This is a genomic window from Methyloversatilis thermotolerans (assembly GCF_000372885.1).
Classification (GTDB): Bacteria; Pseudomonadota; Gammaproteobacteria; order Burkholderiales; family Rhodocyclaceae; genus Methyloversatilis; species Methyloversatilis thermotolerans.
Map to the genome: position 1 here is coordinate 2,572,096 of NZ_KB889967.1, position 19,374 is coordinate 2,591,469.

At 65.0% G+C, this 19,374-nt stretch carries 19 protein-coding genes and 1 other RNA gene; 9 read left to right on the forward strand and 11 right to left on the reverse strand.

What is annotated here, in order from left to right; translation table 11 throughout:
- Positions 1-50: 50 nt before the first annotated feature.
- Entirely contained in the window at positions 51-2,066 is a 2,016-nt protein-coding gene (locus A3Q7_RS0111425; protein WP_018412017.1) for a ribonuclease catalytic domain-containing protein, read from the reverse strand.
- A gap of 163 nt (positions 2,067-2,229) precedes the next feature.
- On the opposite strand from A3Q7_RS0111425, the gene mgtE reads away from it, so the two are divergent.
- Positions 2,230-3,681 carry a magnesium transporter gene (mgtE, locus tag A3Q7_RS0111430; RefSeq protein WP_018412018.1) on the forward strand — a complete coding sequence of 484 codons (1,452 nt, stop codon included), beginning with the start codon at positions 2,230-2,232 and terminating at the stop codon, positions 3,679-3,681.
- 32 nt (positions 3,682-3,713) lie between these two features.
- Positions 3,714-4,238, forward strand: a complete 525-nt coding sequence (locus A3Q7_RS0111435) for a hypothetical protein (RefSeq protein ID WP_026224733.1) — start codon at positions 3,714-3,716, stop codon at positions 4,236-4,238.
- 15 nt (positions 4,239-4,253) lie between these two features.
- On the opposite strand, the gene A3Q7_RS0111440 is transcribed toward A3Q7_RS0111435, so the two are convergent.
- Positions 4,254-5,072, reverse strand: coding sequence for a sulfite exporter TauE/SafE family protein (locus A3Q7_RS0111440; RefSeq protein WP_026224734.1), 819 nt, complete (start codon positions 5,070-5,072; stop codon positions 4,254-4,256).
- 269 nt (positions 5,073-5,341) lie between these two features.
- On the opposite strand from A3Q7_RS0111440, the gene A3Q7_RS0111445 reads away from it, so the two are divergent.
- From A3Q7_RS0111445 to A3Q7_RS20805, 5 genes are all read left to right on the forward strand, one after another.
- Positions 5,342-5,833 (forward strand): sigma-70 family RNA polymerase sigma factor, encoded by a 492-nt coding sequence (locus tag A3Q7_RS0111445; protein ID WP_026224735.1) that lies wholly within the window; start codon positions 5,342-5,344, stop codon positions 5,831-5,833.
- On the forward strand, positions 5,830-6,792 hold the full coding sequence (locus tag A3Q7_RS0111450; RefSeq protein ID WP_018412022.1) for a FecR domain-containing protein: 963 nt from the start codon (positions 5,830-5,832) through the stop codon (positions 6,790-6,792). The genes A3Q7_RS0111445 and A3Q7_RS0111450 overlap by 4 nt, the downstream gene beginning before the upstream one ends.
- Positions 6,793-6,895: 103 nt before the next feature.
- Positions 6,896-9,331: a TonB-dependent receptor gene (locus A3Q7_RS0111455; RefSeq protein WP_232417958.1), complete on the forward strand. Its 2,436-nt coding sequence runs from the start codon at positions 6,896-6,898 to the stop codon at positions 9,329-9,331.
- A gap of 68 nt (positions 9,332-9,399) precedes the next feature.
- The gene (locus A3Q7_RS0111460) at positions 9,400-10,521 is read left to right on the forward strand and encodes a PepSY-associated TM helix domain-containing protein (protein WP_018412024.1); all 1,122 of its coding nucleotides are present in this window, start codon (positions 9,400-9,402) and stop codon (positions 10,519-10,521) included.
- A complete protein-coding gene (locus A3Q7_RS20805; protein WP_018412025.1) occupies positions 10,518-10,673 on the forward strand; it encodes a hypothetical protein in 156 nt (51 codons plus the stop codon). The genes A3Q7_RS0111460 and A3Q7_RS20805 overlap by 4 nt, the downstream gene beginning before the upstream one ends.
- A 91-nt stretch (positions 10,674-10,764) precedes the next feature.
- Here A3Q7_RS20805 and A3Q7_RS0111470 read toward each other — a convergent pair whose 3' ends face one another.
- From A3Q7_RS0111470 to A3Q7_RS0111500, 8 genes are all read right to left on the reverse strand, one after another.
- Entirely contained in the window at positions 10,765-11,769 is a 1,005-nt protein-coding gene (locus A3Q7_RS0111470) for a 2-dehydropantoate 2-reductase (protein WP_018412026.1), read from the reverse strand.
- Positions 11,770-11,870: 101 nt separating this feature from the next.
- Positions 11,871-13,370, reverse strand: coding sequence for a tripartite tricarboxylate transporter permease (locus A3Q7_RS0111475; RefSeq protein WP_026224736.1), 1,500 nt, complete (start codon positions 13,368-13,370; stop codon positions 11,871-11,873).
- Positions 13,371-13,400: 30 nt separating this feature from the next.
- Entirely contained in the window at positions 13,401-13,913 is a 513-nt protein-coding gene (locus A3Q7_RS0111480; RefSeq protein ID WP_018412028.1) for a tripartite tricarboxylate transporter TctB family protein, read from the reverse strand.
- A gap of 103 nt (positions 13,914-14,016) precedes the next feature.
- Positions 14,017-15,021, reverse strand: a complete 1,005-nt coding sequence (locus A3Q7_RS0111485; protein ID WP_018412029.1) for a Bug family tripartite tricarboxylate transporter substrate binding protein — start codon at positions 15,019-15,021, stop codon at positions 14,017-14,019.
- 52 nt (positions 15,022-15,073) lie between these two features.
- On the reverse strand, positions 15,074-16,600 hold the full coding sequence (locus A3Q7_RS0111490; RefSeq protein WP_018412030.1) for an acyl--CoA ligase: 1,527 nt from the start codon (positions 16,598-16,600) through the stop codon (positions 15,074-15,076).
- A 326-nt stretch (positions 16,601-16,926) separates the two neighbouring features.
- A non-coding RNA gene (gene ssrS / locus A3Q7_RS20555) (6S RNA) lies at positions 16,927-17,109 on the reverse strand.
- Between the two features lie 31 nt (positions 17,110-17,140).
- Positions 17,141-17,449, reverse strand: a complete 309-nt coding sequence (locus A3Q7_RS0111495) for a cell division protein ZapA (protein ID WP_018412031.1) — start codon at positions 17,447-17,449, stop codon at positions 17,141-17,143.
- Positions 17,446-17,640 carry a hypothetical protein gene (locus tag A3Q7_RS0111500; protein WP_018412032.1) on the reverse strand — a complete coding sequence of 65 codons (195 nt, stop codon included), beginning with the start codon at positions 17,638-17,640 and terminating at the stop codon, positions 17,446-17,448. The genes A3Q7_RS0111495 and A3Q7_RS0111500 overlap by 4 nt, the downstream gene beginning before the upstream one ends.
- 93 nt (positions 17,641-17,733) lie before the next feature.
- Here A3Q7_RS0111500 and cobU point away from each other — a divergent pair, with 93 nt between their 5' ends.
- Together cobU and A3Q7_RS0111510 are read left to right on the forward strand one after the other, a co-directional pair.
- Positions 17,734-18,267 (forward strand): bifunctional adenosylcobinamide kinase/adenosylcobinamide-phosphate guanylyltransferase, encoded by a 534-nt coding sequence (gene cobU / locus A3Q7_RS0111505; protein ID WP_026224739.1) that lies wholly within the window; start codon positions 17,734-17,736, stop codon positions 18,265-18,267.
- Positions 18,264-18,845 (forward strand): histidine phosphatase family protein, encoded by a 582-nt coding sequence (locus tag A3Q7_RS0111510; protein WP_018412034.1) that lies wholly within the window; start codon positions 18,264-18,266, stop codon positions 18,843-18,845. Before cobU ends, A3Q7_RS0111510 begins: the two co-directional genes overlap by 4 nt.
- A gap of 48 nt (positions 18,846-18,893) precedes the next feature.
- On the opposite strand, the gene A3Q7_RS0111515 is transcribed toward A3Q7_RS0111510, so the two are convergent.
- Entirely contained in the window at positions 18,894-19,160 is a 267-nt protein-coding gene (locus A3Q7_RS0111515; RefSeq protein WP_018412035.1) for a hypothetical protein, read from the reverse strand.
- Positions 19,161-19,374: the final 214 nt, after the last annotated feature.

The window sequence follows — 19,374 nt, forward strand, 5'->3', positions numbered from 1 at the left end:
CCCGCAGACGAATGCCGGCGCCTCGCCGGCATTTTTCGTTGCGCGGCCGGTCAGTCCGCCTCGCCGCTCTCCGGCGCGGCCGGCGTCACCTCGGGCAGCGGCGCATCCGCTGCAGGCTGATCGGGCGGCAGTTCGGCTTCGGCGATTTCCTCTGCCAGTTCATCCTCGGATACCGCGACCTGTCCTTCCAGCGGCGCCAGGTCACCGACCCAGCGGGCGCGCGCATCGTTGTCGAGCAGGCGGATGTGATCCACCTCGACTTCGACGCGCGCGCGCGGGTCGCGCGCCGGCAGGCTGGGGCAGCGCAGCACCAGCGGGATGTGTTCGAGGCGCACCAGTGATTCGCGCAGCACGAGGGCGGGCAGCGGCGAATCGTCGCCGGCGTCCGCGCGCTGACGCAGCCAGCGCAGGCACCAGTAGCGCTCCATCGAGCGCTGGAAATCGGCATAGGCGGCATACACCACCTCGAAATCGCGGAGCGCCGACAGCAGTGCCTCCGACTTCGGCGGGAAAACCGGCGGCTCGCCGCGCAGCAGCGTGATCATCTGCCACTGGTTCACCAGATCGACATAGCGGCGCAGCGGCGAGGTCGACCAGGCATAGCAGTCCACCCCCAGGCCTTCGTGTGGCGCCGCCACCGTGGTCATGCGCACCTTGCCGGCGCCCTGCGCGCGATACAGCGCGGGAATGCCGGCGTCGCGCAATGCGGCGCCCCAGGTGTTGTTGGCGACGATCATCAGTTCGGCCACCAGCTTGTCGAGCGGGCTGCCGCGGGCACGGCGCTGGATGTCGACGTAACCGTCGCCGTCCGCGGTGTGCCGTTCCCAATCGACATAGAAGTTGAAATCCATCTGCCCGCTGTTCGCGGAGGGCTTGCCGCGCCCGGCTTCCAGCACTTCCGCCAGCCGCCACAGCAGCAGCAGTTCGTCCCGCCACGGAAAATCGGGCAGCGCGTCGGACATCAGCGTGTCCTCGTTGAACAGCGGCTCGATCTGCTGGTGGCGCAGGTTGGCGGCAACGCGCACCCGTTCGATGCGGCTTTCCTTCGCGGTCACCCGCAGATCGGTTTCCACGTCGAGGTAGAGCGACAGGGCCGGGCAGTCGCGCCCCTCGGCCAGCGTGTAGGCGTCGACCGCTTCGTCCGGCAGCATGGTGATCTTGCGGCCGGGGAAGTAGACGGTGGACAGCCGGCTGCGCGCGATGTCGGCCAGTGGCGTACCGGGCTGTATCGCCAGTGACGGCGCCGCGATGTGGATGCCGACGCGCCAGCCGCCGCCGTCTTTCGGCTGCACCGAGAATGCGTCGTCGATTTCGGTGGTGGTGGCATCGTCGATCGAGAAGGCATGCACGCCGGCGTCCGGCAGTTCGCCGACGGCAGGCACTTCGTGCGTCGGGAAGTCGGTGCCGCGCGGGAAGTACTCGAACAGGAAGCGGCCCAGGTGATAGTCGTGGCTGGAGGCGAACGCGCCGGCGCGCGCCATCAGTTCCACGACCGACAGTCCGGCCGCGCCCGCCGCCGCCTCGACCGCCTTGGTTTCGAGCCGGTTGCGATCGGGCTTGTACAGGATCTGCGCGGCACACGCGGCGATCTCCGGCGGCGTGCGGCCGGCCTGCAGTTCGCTGCTCCAGCCATCGATCTGTTCCTGCTGCAGCCGCTTCTTTTCCAGCCCGGCCAGTGCGGCCTTCAGGATGTCCGGCGGGGCCTTGCGGAAACGGCCGCGTCCCTTGCGATGGAAATACACCGGCGCCGCGTGCAGGCACAGCAGCACGGCGGTGGACTGCACCGCATCGGGCGTGCCACCGTGATATTCGCGCGCCAGTTCCTCGAAGCCGAATTCGTCGTCGCCGCTGACTTCCCACAGGAAGGGCGCATCGAGTTCGGCCGACTGGGTTTCGGCCGCGGACAGCAGGGCCGACGGCTCGGGGCTGGCGAAACGCAGCAGCACATGGGCCGCCTTCACCTTGGAGCGCTTGCCGCTGGGCAGTTCGACCTGCAGCGAGGACACGCTGTCGGTCATCACGGAGCCGGCGCGGAAATGGCCGTCCTCTTCGAAAAGCACGTTCATGAAACAGGGCGCGGGGTGTTCGGCCCGTGATTATCGTTGAAACCGAGCGGCCACTGTCGCATCGCGACAAAAAGCGCGGATTCGCGTGCGTGTTCCGCGCCGGATCGACACATGCGCCCGCTACAATCGCCTGCCAGCCCGCCGCCCGGCAGGCCCGACACGGATGCTGCACGTGGCCGACGCCGACGAAATCCTGCACCACGACGCGATGCAACAGCGCCTGCAAGAGGTGAGGACGCTGCTCGACCGGCAGAAACGCGTGGAAAGCCTGGTGCATCGGCAGGAGATGCCGCGCCACGAACTGGTCGAGACGCTGGTCGCGAAGCAGCATCACACCGAGCTGTCCAAGAAGCTCGATGCGATGCATCCGGCCGACATCGCCTATGTGCTGGAGGCGCTGCCGCCGGACGATCGCCTGCTGGTGTGGGACCTGGTGCGCGCCGACCGCGACGGCGAAATCCTGCTCGAAGTGTCGGATGCGGTGCGCGAATCGCTGATCGAGGCGATGGAGCCGAAGGAGCTGGTGGCCGCGGTCGAACAGCTCGACGCGGACGAGCTGGCCGACCTCGCGCCCGACCTGCCGTCCGAGGTGATGCAGGACGTATTCAGCGCGCTCGATCACGAGGAGCGCGAACAGCTCCGCGCGGCGATGTCCTACCCGGAGGATTCGGTCGGCGCGCTGATGGATTTCGACATGGTGACCGTCCGCGAGGACGTGACGCTGGAGGTGGTACTGCGCTATCTGCGCCGCTTCGAGGAACTGCCGGACCACACCGACCAGATCTTCGTGGTCGACCGCGAGGACAAGCTGCGCGGCGCGCTGTCGCTCAACACGCTGCTGGTGAACGATGTCGACGTCGAGGTGGTGAGCGTGATGCACGACCACCCGCTGGTGCTGCGCGCCACCGACAGCGCGGAATCGGCCGCGCAGGCCTTCGAGCGCTACGACCTAGTGTCGGCGCCGGTGCTCGATCACCACGACCAGCTCATCGGCCGGCTCACCGTCAACGAGGTGATGGACTTCATCCGCGAACAGTCGGAAGAGGAACTGCTGGCCCAGGCCGGTCTGCGCGAGGAAGAGGACATCTTCGCGCCCATCATCGATTCGGTGAAGAACCGCTGGGCCTGGCTGGCGATCAATCTGGTGACCGCCTTCTTCGCCTCGCGCGTGATCGGCGCCTTCGAGGGATCGATAGAGAAACTGGTGGCGCTCGCCGCGCTGATGCCCATCGTCGCCGGCATAGGCGGCAATTCGGGCAACCAGACCATCACCATGATCGTGCGCGCCATCGCGCTCGGACAGATACAGCCCGATGCGGCGCGCCGGCTCTATCGCAAGGAACTGGGCGTATCGCTGATCAACGGACTGGCCTGGGGTGGCCTGCTCGGCTTGATTTCCTGGTGGCTGTACGATTCCTGGGCACTGGGCATGGTGATGACGGCGGCGATGACGCTGAACCTTCTGCTGGCGGCCTTTGTCGGTGTATCGGTGCCGATGCTGATGGCGCGCTACGGACGCGACCCCGCGGTGGGTTCGTCGGTGCTCATCACCGCGGTGACCGATTCCGGGGGCTTCTTCATCTTCCTCGGTCTGGCCACTCTTTTCCTGCTGTAGAACAAGCGATCTGCGCAACGCGGAGGACCGTCGTGCAACCCAGACTTTTCGCGATGAGTGTGGCACTCATGCTGGCCGGCGCCTGTACCGAAGCGGCCGACCGCATGGTGAGCGTGCCCTGTGCCGAGGCGGGCTCGCTGGAATTTCCGGCGCCGGACGACTGGTCGGTCGATATCCGCCGGCACGACATGCGCATGCCGCCCACGGTCACCGTCACCGCGCCCGATGGTCAGGCGCAGTGGATCATCACCCCGGTCTGGAAGGCGGCCGATCGCAACCCCCCGTCCACGCCCGCGGAAATCCGCACCCGCGTGCAGCGCACCGCGGAAACGGTCGGCGCCGGCGCGGCACCGCTGCGCGAACTTCCCGGCGGTCTGTATTTCGACGGCGCGAGCGGCATCACGCCCGAGCCCTTCACCCGCCTGCGCCAGGGCGTGTTCAGGGTGGGGGAACTGACGGTGAGCTTCACCGCCATGAGTTCGGACGCGCACGCGGCCGATCAGGATGCGCTGGTCAGCCGCCTCGGCAACGCCGCACACCACCCCGCCCGGCCCTGACCCGCAGGGCGGACATCACGCCGCCGTCCACAGCTTCCAGAGCATGCGCACGGCCAGCACCACCAGAAGCAGCGAGAACGTACGCTTGAGCGTGGATACCGGCAGGCGGTGCGCGGCCCGGGCGCCCATCGGCGTCGTGATGAGGCTGGTCGCGACGATGGCCAGCAGCGCCGGCAGGTGCACATAGCCGACCGAATGCGGAGGCAGGCCACCGGCCAGCACGCCGTTCCAGATGTAGCCCGCCGTGCCGCCGACCGCGATCGGCAGGCCCAGGGCGGCCGAGGTCGCGATGGCATGCCTCATGTCGCGATTGCACCAGGTCAGGAAAGGCACCGTCATGGCGCCGCCGCCGACCGCCACCAGCGCCGACACCATGCCGATGCCGCCACCGGCTGCGATCAGACCGGCCGGCCCCGGGAGCTGGCGCGAAGGCTTGGGTTTGATGCCCACCAGCATATTGATGGCGACGTAGAAAACGAAGGCGGCGAAGAACAGCGACAGCGTCTGCACAGAAACCAGGCGCGCGACCCAGGTGCCGAGCGCCGTGCCCAGCAGCACACCCACCGTCATCAGCCGAACGACATGCCAGTCGATCGCGCCATGCGCGTGATGCGTGCGCAGACTGATGGCGGCCGACGCGACGATGGCGGCCATCGCTGTACCGAGGGCCATGTGCAGGATGTGGTCCGGCGACACATGGATGTTTTCGAACAGCATGACCAGCACCGGTACCAGCAAGGTACCCCCGCCTATGCCCAGCATGCCGGCGAACACACCCGCCACGGCACCCAGCGCCGCGCAGGCGAGCACGAATTCAAGCGATGGAAAGAACATGCGATGCAGTTCGTAAAACCGCAATGGGACCACAGGAGAAGCGCACGCGGCAAAACGGGCGTCGCAAAAAACACACGGCGGCTGCGTGCATGAGCCAGCGCAGCCGAAGGCGATGCGACAGACCCGCCGGAATGGCCGCGCGTCGGTGCGCCGATCCGATGGCAGGATTGACGCAGGCTGGCCGTCAGGCAAAATGAGAACCGTTCTCGATGGCTGATCCGCTTTCATGAGGCGGCAGCCTGTGCCCCACGCCCGTCCAGGAGTCACCCGTGTCAGCCGTCCCCCCCGTTGCGGCGCTTTACGCAGACCATCACGCATGGCTCCAGGGCTGGCTGCGCCGCAAGGTCAGATGTCCGGATCACGCCGCCGACCTCATGCACGATACCTTCATCAAGGTCATGCTCAACTGCACCGAACTGCAGATCCGGGAACCCCGAGCCTATCTGGCGACAATTGCCGACCGGCTGACCATGGACTTCTTCCGTCGGCAGAGGATCGAGCGCAGCTATCTCGACGCGCTCGCCACATTGCCGCAGACGCACTGGCCCTCGGCGGAGGAATCGGTCCTGTTCAGGGAAGCGCTGATCGAACTGGACCGCCTGCTTGAGGGACTGGGCCCGCAGATCAAGCAGGCCTTCCTGCTGGCCCAGTTCGACACGCTCAGCTATGCGGACATCGCCGCCCGACTGGGCATTTCGGTGCGCTCGGTCAACAACTACGTGGCGAAGGCGATGCTGCATTGCTGTCTGGCACTTGCATGACGCCGCCAGCCGATCCGCTCGCGCAGGCCATACATGAGGCGGCGGACTGGTACGCGCGACTGCGCGGCCAGACGGTCACGCCGACGCTCGAACATGCCTGGCGGACATGGCTTGCGAACAGCGAATTCAACCAGCAAGCCTGGCAGAAGGTGGAGACGGTCTGTGGCCGTTTCGAACGCGTCCCCGGCCGACTGGGACTGCCGACGCTCACACGCCGCGAAACGCGCCGCGCGGTAGTGCGCAGCCTGATCCTGTGCGCGCTGCTGGGTGGCGGTGGCACGGTGGCGTACCGGAACGCTCCGTGGCGCGAGTGGACGAGCGATCTGCGCACCTCGACCGGCGAACGGCGCAACATGCAGCTTGCCGACGGATCGCAACTTATCCTGAACGCGCGCACTGCACTGAACGTGCAGTTCGATGCCGCCCACCGCACGCTGCATCTGCTGGCCGGCGAAATCCTGGTCACCACGCATGCCGACAGTCATTCGCCGGCACGGCCTTTCCGCGTGCGCACTGAACAGGGCTGGATACGCGCGCTGGGCACGCGCTTCATGGTGCGCAGCGAGGACGGGCGCACTACCGTATCCGTGCTGGAAAAGGCGGTCGATGCGTCGCCACACGGACTGCCCGATCTGCACCAGCGCGTTGAGGCGGGGCAGCGCTTCAGCTTCGCGCACGACAGCAGCGACGGCGTGGACACCATCCGCCCGGGCAGCGATGCCTGGGCGGACGGCCGCCTGGTGGTGGTCGACCGCCCGCTGTCGGAGGTGCTGGCCGAACTGTCCCGTTACCGCAGCGGCCATGTCGCCTGTTCACCGGATGTCGCCAGCCTGAGGGTTTCCGGTGCGTTCCCGCTCGACGACAGCGACGAAGCGCTGGCCGCGCTGGCGGACAGCTTTCTACTGCGGATCGAGTACCGCACACGATACTGGGTGCGCGTCCTGCCGCGCGCCGGCTGAGATCGGACGCCGCCGCAGAAATTTTTCCCCGTGCGTGCACTTTCGCGCGCGCTCGTTCGTCTTCCTCGTGATGACCCTCCAACCCATCACCGAGCAAGACACCATGACCACCCCTGCATTCAAGCGCCGGCCGTTGGCGGCGGCTGTCCACGCACTGCTGATCTGCACCGCCGCGCTCGCCCTGCCCGCATCCGCCGCCGACAGCCCGTCCACCGACAGCCGCGGTGCGAACGGCCGCAGTTACGACATTCCGGCCGGGCCGCTCGCCGAAGTCCTGAGCCGTTTCGCCGGCATGGCCGGTGTGACCCTGGCGTTCGATGCACGGCAACTGGACGGACTGCGCAGCGAGGGCCTGCGCGGACACTACGCCACCGAGGACGGCTTCCAGCGCGTGCTGGCCGGCTCCGGCTATACGGTGCAAGCAAGCGGCGACCGGCGCTACAGCCTGCGCAAGCTGCCCGCGCCGCCTCCCGGCCTTGCGCCATCCGAGGCGGAACTGGCGCCGGTACGGGTGGTCGGTCGCGAAGATCGCGACGCCCCCATGCACACCTATGCAGGAGGTCAGGTCGCCATCGGTGGACGTGTCGGCCTGCTCGGCAACACGCATTTCCTCGATACGCCATTCAGTCAGACCAGCTACACCACTGAACTGATCGAGGATCAACAGGCACGCAGTCTGTCCGACCTGCTCGCGAACGAACCCGCAGTGCGTCAGTCCAGCGCACGCTCGAACATCAACGAGGACTTCTCGATACGCGGCTTCACCGTCGCCAGCGGCGATGTCGCGCTGAACGGCATGTACGGGCTGATGCCTTACTACCGGGTACCGGTCGAAATCGCCGAGCGCGTGGAGGTGCTCAAAGGGCCCTCCTCGCTGCTCAACGGCATGCCGCCGAGCGGCAATGTCGGCGGTGCGATCAACATTCTTCCCAAGCGTGCTGCCGATGCGCCACTTACCCGCGTCACCGCCAGCTATCTGTCCGATTCCATCCTCGGCATGCACGCCGATGTCGGCCGGCGCTTCGGCGAAAACAGGGAATTCGGGGTACGCGTGAACACGGTGTATCGCGAGGGCGATACGACCACCGACCGCCAGGACCAGACCGACCAGGTCTATTCCATCGCACTGGATTACCGCGGCGAGCGACTGCTCGCATCACTGGATCTCATGCACCAGCATCAGTACATCGACGGCGCGGTACGCCAGTTCATCGCGGCGTCGACACTGAGCGCATTGCCCAAGGCACCGGATGCCAGTCTGTCCTACCCCGGCTTCGGCTATTCGAAGACTCAGGACAGGATGGCGGTCGCACGCGCGCAGTACGAACTGAGCGATGACATCACCCTGTATGGCGGCATGGGCACACGCCGGCACCGGATGAATGCCCTGACCGGCAATCCGACGCTGCTCGACACGGAGGGCAACTTCTCGTCGTCGCCCGCGTGGCAAATCCTCGAGGTGGTGAATGACACCTACGAAGCGGGCGCCGACCTGCGATTCGCGACCGGACCGGTGACGCACAAGATGGCGGCGAACATATCGCGCGTGGTTCAGAACAGCCGCATCGACTTCGACACCTTCTGGGCCGCCCGCTCCTCCAATCTCTATGACCCGGTGTATTCCGCGACACCGGCTACCGACGGTTCCAGCATCCACCTGAACCGCTACAACGATGCCACGCTCACCAGTTATGCGCTGGCCGATACGCTCGGCTTCTTCGATGAGGCACTGAAGATCACTGCGGGCGCGCGCCATCAGAATGTCGAAAGCCAGGCCTACAACTTTGCCAACGGACAGCCTTCGGGCGACAAGTACGACGAATCGCGCGTGACACCGGTGCTGGGTGTCGTGGTGCAGCCGCGGCGCGGCCTGTCCTTCTACGGCAACTACATCGAAGGTCTGTCGCAGGGCACGGTCGCACCGCTGACCGGCGTATCCAATCCGGGTCAGGTCCTTCCGCCCTTCCGCACCAAGCAGATCGAAATCGGTACCAAGATGGACTGGGGCCGCATCGCCACCACGTTGAGCGTGTTCCAGATCGAACGACCGAGCGCCTTTGCCGCGGGCGGACGCTATGGCGTGAATGGCGAGCAGCGCAACCGGGGCATCGAACTCACGGTGTTCGGTGAACTGGTGCGCAACCTGCGGCTGCTGGGCGGCATCACGCTGATGCAGGGCCGGCTCACCCGGACCGAGAACGGCAGTCTCGATGGTCGCGACGCGATCGCGGTGCCGGATGTGCAAGCCAATATCGGTGTGGACTGGGACAACGTCATGGCGCCGGGCGTCGGCCTGAACGCGCGCCTGATCCATACCGGAAAGCAGTACGCCGATCAGGCCAATACGCTGGACATCCCGTCGTGGACGCGGCTCGACGTCGGTGCCCGCTACCGCACGAAGTACGACGACAAGCCGCTCACGCTGCGCGCCAATATCGAGAACCTGTTTGACCGGAACTACTGGGCTTCTTCGAACGAGGGCTATCTCTACCTCGGCGCACCGCGCACGCTGCTCATCTCGGCAACGATGGACTTCTGAGCCGGAACCGCCTGCTCCCCGCACGCCGGGTCAGACCGGCGTGCATCCACTGCACTCGCGCAACTGCCATGAACTTCCGACTCTGGTCGCTGATACACACGTGGAGCAGCCTTGTCTGCACGCTGTTCCTGCTGCTGCTTTGCCTGACCGGCCTGCCGCTCATTTTCCATGCGGAAATCGATCACCTGGCTGGCGAAGCCGAAGCGCCCGCCATGCCGGTCGGCACGCCGGAACTGTCGATGGACCGGCTGGTGGATGCCGCCCGGGCGCATCGCCCGCAGCAGGTAGTCCGCTACATGCTCTGGGACGCGGAGGAGCACCCGCACATGACGCTGGTCAATATGGCCGACGCCATGGATGCGCCGCCCGACGAGTACTGGCTGGTCGCTCTGGACAGCCGAACCGGCGCGGTACTCGACGAACCGAACGACCGCGGCTTCATGCATCTCATGCTCAAGCTGCATACCGACCTGTTCATCGGCCTGCCCGGTCTGCTTTTCATGGGCTTCATGGGACTGCTGTTCGCGCTCGCCATCGTATCGGGCATTGTGCTCTATCAGCCCTTCATGCGCCGTCTCGCCTTCGGCACCGTCAGGCGACAGCGCCGGCGCCTGCAATGGCTGGACCTGCACAATCTGGTCGGCATCGTCACCGTGACGTGGGCGCTGACTGTCGGCCTCACCGGCAGCCTCAACACCCTGCTGATGCCGCTGCTGGGCATCTGGCAGGGCGACCAGATGGCGGACATGGTTGCGCCCTATCGAAACGCCCCGCCGCTGGATGCGCCGGGGTCGCTGCAGGTCGCACTCGACACCGCGCGACGGACCGTTCCGGACATGGCGGTGCGCTTCGTCGCCTTCCCCGGCACCCTGATGTCGAGCCCTCATCACTACACGGTATTCATGCATGGCGACACACCACTGACCTCGCGCCTTCTGCGCCCGGTCCTGGTGGATGCGCGGACCGGTGCACTCACCGACACGCGGGAGATGCCGTGGTACATGCAGGCGCTGCTCATTTCGCAACCGCTGCATTTCGGCGATTACGGCGGACTCGCAATGAAGATCGTGTGGGCACTGCTGGATATGCTCACTCTCTTCGTGCTCGTGAGCGGCCTCTACCTTTGGTGGAAGAAGCGCGGCAAGCGCCGCGACGATCTGCTGGTCGAAGCCGCGGAGGTTCGGGAATGAAGATGTGGTTGTGGCCGACGGCGATCGCCGCGATGAGCGGCCTGGCGCTGCTCACGGGGCTGGTGGGCGACAAGCTGTGGGACATTGCCGCGACGCTGCTGCTGAGCGTGCCGGTAATCGTTGCGGTTCGCTTCGGTGTCGGGCGGCGTTGAAACAGTCCCCGTCGACGTGAGTGCGCCGACGGGTCGGGCGGAATGAGACTGAACGCGCTGCGCGACCGGGGCGCGGCCCCGGTCGCCCGACTCAACTGGCGATGGACAGACGTCCCTTCTTGTCCGCCAGCGAGCGGCCAAGCAGGGACACCAGCGCATAGACGGCGTCGATATTGGGCGTCGGGATGCCGGTGATGCGGCCCAGCTCGCGCACCGAACCGACCAGCGCTTCCAGTTCCAGAGGACGGCCGGCTTCGACGTCCTGAAGCATGGAGGTCTTGTGCGCGCCGACCGCCTCCGCGCCGGCGATGCGCTTTTCCAGCGGGATCTTGAATTCGACGCCCAGTTTCTCGCCGACGGTCTGCGCCTCACGCATCATGTTGGCGGCCAGTTCGCGCGTGAGCGGGAAGCGGCAGATGTCTTCCAGCGTGGCGTGAGTCAGCGCCGAGATCGGATTGAAGCTGAGGTTGCCCCACAGCTTGACCCACATTTCGGAGCGGATGTCCTTGGACACCGGCGACTTGAAGCCGGCTGCGATCATGGCCTGCGACAGCGCCTCGATGCGCTCCGAACGCGAACCGTCCAGTTCGCCGAGCGTGAAGCGGTTGCCTTCGATCAGCTTGATCACGCCGGGTTCGACCAGCTCGGACGCCGGATAGACCACGCTGCCGATCACGCGCTCGACTTCGATATTGGCCGCGACGATGCCGTCCGGGTCGACCGAGGTGACCGGCGTGCCTTCGTACTCGCCACCCAGCTTGTGGAAATACCACCAGGGGATGCCGTTCTGCATGGTCACCACCAGGGTGTCCGGACCGAACAGCGCACGCATGTCCGCCGCCACATCCTTCACCTGGTGAGCCTTCAGCGTGAGCAGCACGACATCCTGCACACCGGCGTCGGCCATCTTCTGCACACCGCGGATATTCGGTGCGTCCTCGACGCTGCCATCCTCCAGGACGAGCGACATGCCCTTGGCCTGGATGGCCGCGAGATTGGGGCCGCGCGCGATGCAGGTCACGTCATTGCCGGCACGCGAAAGCCTGACTGCGAGATAGCCACCGATGGCGCCCGCACCCACCACTGCAATCTTCATTTCTTCAACTCCCTTGCAAATGCGGCGGAGCGACACACCGGTGCCGCTCCGCCGTCAGATCCCGGGCAGCCGTCGTGTGGCCGCCGGGTTCGATCCTGGTATCAGTTGCCGTGCTTGCGCAGGTAATGCTTGAGCGCGGGCACGATGGGCCACAGCAGCATCAGGAAGGACAGCGCCATCAGTCCGGCCACCAGAGGATTGGCCCAGAAGATGGACAGGCTGCCTTGCGACAGCAGCATGGACTGGCGGAAGCTCGATTCGGCCATGTCGCCCAGCACCAGCGCGAGCACCAACGGTGCGAGCGGATAGCGCAGCTTCTTGAACAGGTAACCGAATACGCCGAACACCAGCATCATGATCACGTCGAACAGCGAGTTGTGCACCGTGTAGGCGCCGATGGCGCAGATCACGATGATGACCGGACCGATGACCGAGAACGGAATACGCAGGATGGCCGCCCACCAGGGTACGGTCGTCAGCACGACGAACAGGCCGACCAGATTGCCGAGATACATCGAGGCGATCAGACCCCACACGAAGTCCGGCTTCTCCTGGAACAGCAGCGGACCGGGTTGCAGACCCCAGATCAGCAGGCCGCCCAGCAGCACTGCCGCGGTCGGCGAGCCAGGAATGCCCAGCGTCAGCATGGGCAGCAGCGCGGACGTGCCGGCTGCGTGTGCGGCGGTTTCCGGTGCCACCACGCCTTCCACGTTGCCCTTGCCGAAGGAATCCTTGTCCTTGGCGCCGCGCCGGGCCAGACCATAGGCCATGAAGGATGCCGGGGTGGCCCCGCCCGGTGTAACGCCCATCCAGCAACCCACCAGCACCGAGCGGATGGAGGTCTTCCAGTAGCGCAGCAGTTCCTTCCAGGTCTGCAGCACGACGTTGAGCTGGATCTTGGCGCTCTTGCCCTTGAATGCCAGACCTTCTTCCATCGTGAGCAGGATTTCGCCGATGCCGAACAGACCGATCACCGCAATCAGGAAGTCGAAGCCCTTGAGCAGTTCGGGCTGACCGAAGGTCATGCGCAGCGTGCCGGTCACGGTATCCATGCCGACCGCCGCCAGCGCAAAACCGAGCGCCATGACGGCGAGGGTCTTGGCGGGTGGCTCCTTGCTCATGCCGACGAAGGAGCAGAACGTGAGCATCTGTACCGCGAACATTTCCGGCGCACCGAACTTGAGCGCGAACTTCGCGACCAGCGGCGCAAGGAAGGTGATCAGCAGCACCGCGAAGAAAGCACCGACGAAGGACGACGTGAACGCCGCCGTCAGCGCGGCCCCGGCGCGTCCCTGCTGGGCGAGCGGAAAGCCGTCGAAGGTGGTGGCCACCGACCAGGGTTCACCCGGAATGTTGAACAGGATGGACGTGATGGCCCCGCCGAACAGTGCGCCCCAGTAGATGCAGGACAGCATGATGATGGCCGAGGTCTGGTCCATCGAAAAGGTCAGCGGCAGCAGGATGGCGATGCCGTTGGCGCCGCCCAGACCGGGCAACACGCCGATCAGGATGCCCAGCGTGATGCCGAGCACCATGAACCCCAGGTTATGGAAGGTCAGCGCGACGCTGAACCCGTGAAGTAGGCTGTTAAGTTCTTCCATCTCGATCTCGGATATTGGAATCTGTTTGGATCAGAGACCGAGCATCTGCTCGATCGGGCCCTTGGGCAGCGGCACGAGGAACCAGCGCTCGAACAGCATGAATGCCGCAAGAGGAACGCCGATCGACGTCAGTGCAGTGGCGATGACGCCGAACTTGCCATGTACCTTCATGAAGTAGGCGATCAGGATGAAGGAGGACAGGTAGAGACCGAGGAACACCACGGCGACGATATAGATGGTCAGCGGCACGAGCATCTGCATGACCGACCTGAGCTCCTCCCAGGACGCGAACTGCGGATGCGGCTTGCCGAACTTCAGCGCCGCATTCAGCAGCACCCACCCGCTCGACAGCAGCAGGATGCATCCGATGTAGAACGGGAAGTAGCCCGCCTGCGGACCTTCACCCTCTTCCCAGCCAATGCCGACGCGTATGCTGTCGGTGATTGCGATGATGCCCATGATCACCAGGAAGAGCGCGACCAGTATCTCCGGCCAGCGGTTGGACATGCCAGGTGCAGCGGCGTCCTCGGAACGCTCCATCATGAATCTCCAGAAACAGAAAACGGGAAGTGAACACCTTTGCCGCACAACGAAACGAATACGGGCGGGATAACCCCGCCCGTACCCATCGTTGCCAGCGGCGTGATTACTTGGCCAGGAAACCGGCTTCCTTCATCAGGCCGTAGTGCATGGCTTCGGTCTTGCCGAGCCAGTCTGCGAATTCCTTGCCACTCATGAAGGTCTGCTTGAACGCACCCTTCTGCATGAATTCGGCCCATTCCGGCGTTTCGCGGACCTTCTTGAACAGGTTCACGTAGTAGTCGACCTGCTCCTGGGTCACACCCGGCGCCAGGAAAATGCCGCGCAGCATCAGGTATTCGATCGGTACGCCCGCGCTCTTGCAGGTCGGGATGTCAGCCCAGGACTGGCTGTCGGTCACCTTGGCGGTGTACGGCAGCTTGTCGTTGTCCATGATGCACAGCGGACGCAGCTTGCCGCCGCGCCAGTGAGCTTCCGCTTCGATCGGATTGTTCACCGTCGAATTCACATGGCCGCCGACCAGTTGCACCGCCACGTCGCCACCGCCCTTGAACGGCACATAGGTCATTTTCTTGCCGGTGACCTTGTCGATCATCGCGGTGATGATCTGGTCTTCCTGCTTCGACCCGGTTCCCGCCATCTTGAAGGTGTTGGCCGGCTTGGCCTTCACGTCGTCGATGTAGTCCTTGGCGGTCTTGTAAGGCGCCTCGGCATTGACCCACAGCACGAACTGGTCGAGCGCCAGCATCGCACCCGGCGTCATGTCGCGCCAGTTGAACGGAACGCCGGTCGCGAGCGGCGTCGTGAACAGGTTGGACAGGGTGATGATGATCTTGTGCGGATCACCCTTGGCACCCTTGACTTCGAGGAAACCTTCCGCGCCGGCACCGCCGGACTTGTTGACCACAACCAGGGGTTGAGCCATCAGCTTGTGCTTGGCGACGACGCCCTGGATGAAGCGGGCCATCTGGTCGGCACCGCCGCCAGTTCCTGCCGGCACCACGAATTCGACCGGCTTGGTCGGTTCCCAGGCCTGGGCGACACCGGTCAGGCCGATGGAGGCGATGGCGGTCACGAGGGCGCGGCCGGCCCACTTTCCGAGTTTGGTCATGTGCTTGGTCTCCTGGTTTTGTGAAAGACGTTGCTGCGCGGAAGGCGGAACCTCAGCCGCCCAATCCCAGCTTCTGGGCCAGACCGATGCGCTGCAGCTTGCCGGTGGCCCCCTTCGGGATTTCATCCATGAACAGGATCTTGCGCGGCACCTTGAAATCGGCAAGGCGCTGCGACGCGAAAGCCTGGATGTCCTTGTCGGTTGCCTGCTGGCCTTCGCGCAGCACGACGACGGCACCGACTTCCTCACCCAGCTTCGGATGCGGAATGGCGAAGGTGACGACCTGGGCAACCGCCGGATGGTCCATCAGCACTTCGTCGACTTCGCGCGGCGAAATCTTCTCGCCGCCGCGATTGATGATTTCCTTCAGGCGGCCGGTCAGCGACAGATAGCCCTCGGCGTCCTTGCTGCCCTGGTCGCCGGTGCGGAACCAGCCGTTGGTGAAGGCTTCCTTGTTGGCCTTCTCGTTGTTCTCGTAGCCCGGCGTCACGTTCGCGCCGCGGATGACGATCTCGCCGATCTCACCGGCCGGCAGGATGTTGCCGTCGTCGTCCATGATTTCGACTTCCGGACCTGCGGCCAGACCGACCGAACCCGGCTTGCGGGCGCGCGGCGGCAGCGGGTTGGACGCCATCTGATGCGACGCTTCGGTCATGCCGTAGGCTTCCACCAGCGGCGCGCCGAAGGTTTCCTCCAGTTCGCGGATGACCTGCGGCGGAATGGAGGAAGAGGACGAACGCATGAAGCGCAGCGGATTGCGCTGGATGATTTCCTTGTTGCGCGAAGCGCGCGACAGGATGGCCTGATGCATTGTGGGCACCGCGGTGTACCAGGTCGGATGTGCGTCATCCATCCAGGCGAAGAACTTCAGCGCGTCGAAGCCCGGCGTGCAGAACACCGAAGCGCCCGCCGACAGCGGTGCCATGATGCCCGCGATCAGGCCGTGGATGTGGAACAGCGGCATGATGTTCAGACCGCGATCCTTCTCGGTGAACGCCAGCGTATTGCGGATGTTCTGCGCCGAGGCGGTGACGTTGCGCTGGGTCAGCGGAACGATCTTCGGGCGCGAGGTGGTGCCGGACGTGTGCAGCACCAGAGCGACGTCGTCGGCCTGGGCGGTTCCGCCGTTGGCGGCCGCGGCGACCGGCGAGGCATCGACCGCTTCGAGCACGAAATCACCGGCAGCTTCCTGCGCCACCAGTTCGAGGATGCGCACGCCCAGCTTCCTTGCCACCTCGACGGCCGGCGACACGCTGCCACGTTCGACCACCAGCGCCTTGGCATTGAGGTCGGACAGGTAGAACTCGAACTCCTCCGCACGATAGGCGGGATTCAGCGGCGCGGCGGTCGTCCCGGTACCCACGCTGATGAATGCGCTGGCCATGTCCGGGCCATTGGGCAGCACGATGGCCACACGGTCGTTGCGACCCACGCCAAATTCATTCAGGCGTGCAACCGTGCGCGACATCAGGGCACGCAGGTTGCCGAAGCTCAGGTCGGTGCGCGAGGGCGCGGACAGCGCCACCGCCGAATCGGCACCAGTGGAAAACAGCTCGGCAAACGTAGTAATACCGGACATACGGACTCCGAAAACTCAAAAAGACTGTTGGAAGGATGGGTGCATCCGTTCCTCGTGATCACCTTTGCGTCGTATGGACGCAGCCGGCCGAAAGACCCGGAAGTCTTTCGCAGAATCAAATAGGGTTCAAGACGCGCCGCGCCAAAGCAAGCCTCACCGCACATGCAGCGGCAAAGACGCACTCTGGTGGAGCAGAGTGTAACCGATGTGTTACACAACAACGCGCGGCGGGTTGGGCCACGTCGAGGAGATGAGGCCGCTTCTGGCGGCCGATCCGCGCCCGGGGTAGTGGGCGGCAGATTTGCAACAAAAAACCCACCTTGGTGGGGACCCCCGCGCATGTCGCTAGGCCGGCATCCTGAACCGAGGGTTCAGAGCGGCTGCGTCCCTGCCACATCAGGCTCGCCCGCAAGGGGTGAGCACAACAGCGGCGTCAATGGTTCGCGACCTCATGCCAATGAGACATTGGTTCAAGGAATCTATGACCTTGGCGAACACCGCAGGGGATTGATGCGACGCTTGCGCATCGCTGCAGTCACTTCAGAAAAGCTTTTCCTGTGCGGAAAGGGCTTCGTCTATCCGTGATTGCATGGTGCTGATTTTACGCCGCAGGGGGATCAAATCAACACCGCCTGTCGCCTGGATCTGAAAAATTTCATGAGCCAGGTTCAGTGCGCACATCACGGCGAGACGTTCGCCCGATGCGCGGGTGGTTTCAGCGAGTTCGCGCATGCGTTGCTCAACCAGTTCCACGGAGGCGCCCAGCGCTTCGCGCTCGCCTTCCCTGCACTGGACGCGATAGTCGCGACCCAGCAGGGTGATCTCGACCTGATCGTTCTTGCTCATCATTCTTCCGGAAGCCTCTCCAGCAGGCCCGACAACCGCGTGCGCGCCGCCTCGACCTTGTCGCCAAGAACCCGGTTCTCGCCCTCAAGCACCGCCACACGATTGCGAAGCATGATGTTTTCGTCGTGCAGGGCGCGGAAGCGCCCCAGCAGGACGTCGAGCCGATCGCTCAACTGGTTGATGTCATGATCCATCGCGGCACTATAGGTGGCGCGCCTCGCGACGGTCAAGCCACCGGAGCGGCGGGCCGGCGGCCACTACAATGCGCCCGGCAAGGAGGATGCATCGTGCGTGAATTGATACTTGGCGGCGCGCGCAGCGGCAAGAGTGCATATGCCGAAATGCGGGCGGCAGAAAGCGGATGTGCGGTACGCGTGGTCGTGACGGCGCAGGCTGGCGATGAGGAGATGGCGCAGCGGATTGCCCTGCACCGCGGCCGACGCCCGGCTCACTGGACGGTCATCGAGGCGCCGCATGATCTGGCGGGCGCGCTGATCAGCGCCTGTGCGGACGATCACTTCGTGCTGGTGGACTGCCTCACGCTCTGGCTCAGCAATCTGCTGATGTCGCTGGACGAGCACAGCCCGGCCCTGCCGGAGGTGTTCGTGCGCGAACGCGATCGGCTGCTCGACTGCCTGCCCGCCCTGCCCGGCCATCTCGCACTGGTTTCGAACGAAGTGGGTTGGGGTATCGTGCCGATGGGCAGGCTGTCCCGCGTGTTCGCGGATGAAGCCGGACGCCTGCACCAGGCGGTGGCTGCGCGCTGCGAGCGGGTCACGCTGGTGGCGGCCGGCCTGCCGCTGGCATTGAAGCAGCAGTGATCGCACAGACCGTGTGGCTGTACCGGCATCCGCCGGTACGCGTTTCAGCCGGCGTGTGCTACGGCCGCAGCGACGTTCCGCTGGCCGATCCCGATGCGGCGCCGTGTCCGCGACTGAGGTCGGGACTGCCGGCACGGGTACGGGTCATCAGCAGCCCGCTGTCGCGCTGCCTGCACGTCGCGCGCCAGCTCGCGCCGTCGGCCCTGAGCGATGCACGGCTGCAGGAAATGGATTTCGGCCGTTGGGAAATGCGCAGCTACGACGAAATCGACCGCGCAGCGATCGACGAATGGGCGCGCTCGCCATGGGATTTCGTGCCGCCGGAGGGCGAGTCGGGCAAGGCGATGGCTCAACGTACATGGGAGGCTTGGCTGGAACATGAGACGAGCGCTTCGGCGCTGCTCATCGTGTCCCATGGTGGCCCGCTGCGTGTCCTCGCGGGCAGGCTGCTCGGGACACCGCAGACGGAATGGCTGGATCGCCCATTCCCGCCCGGCGGGTGGATGTGCCTGGAGCGCGACGAGAACGGCTGGCGTGAGCAATGTGCGAGCTGGGAACCGGAGGCCGGAAAGGAATAAAAAAAGCCACCCGAAGGTGGCCTTGAAGAGAGGAGAGATCCGGTGCGATCAGCGGGCCGGCGCAGCGTCGGCCTTTTCGACCCGCTTGGCGGCGGACGACTCGGCGATGCGATCACTGTCGATCTTGCGGGTGAACACCCAGCGCGACGGCGTCTTCACGAAGGCATAACCCGTCGGCGCGTCGATGAACACCTTGTAATCTTCCGGATGTCCGACGGCGGCGCTGGAGGCCGCAGCTTCGCTGGCGGCCGAGGCACCGAAAGCCGAAATCGCGAAAGTTGTCGCGAGAGCGATGCGGAGTGCAGTGGATTTCATGATGATGCTCCTTGCAAGTTGAAAGGCTGTTGAAAGCTGTCGTTGAGTTGAATGTAGTGCAGCGCAACAACCCTTTCAACCCCGCTTCCGGACTTGAATTGCGCTAGATCAAGCAAGAGATTTTTGCAGCGCATCACTGTGCAAAGAGTGCACCACACACTGTTCCACAACCGTCATTTCCGACCGGCGCCCGGACGCCGGCGTCATTGCAGGG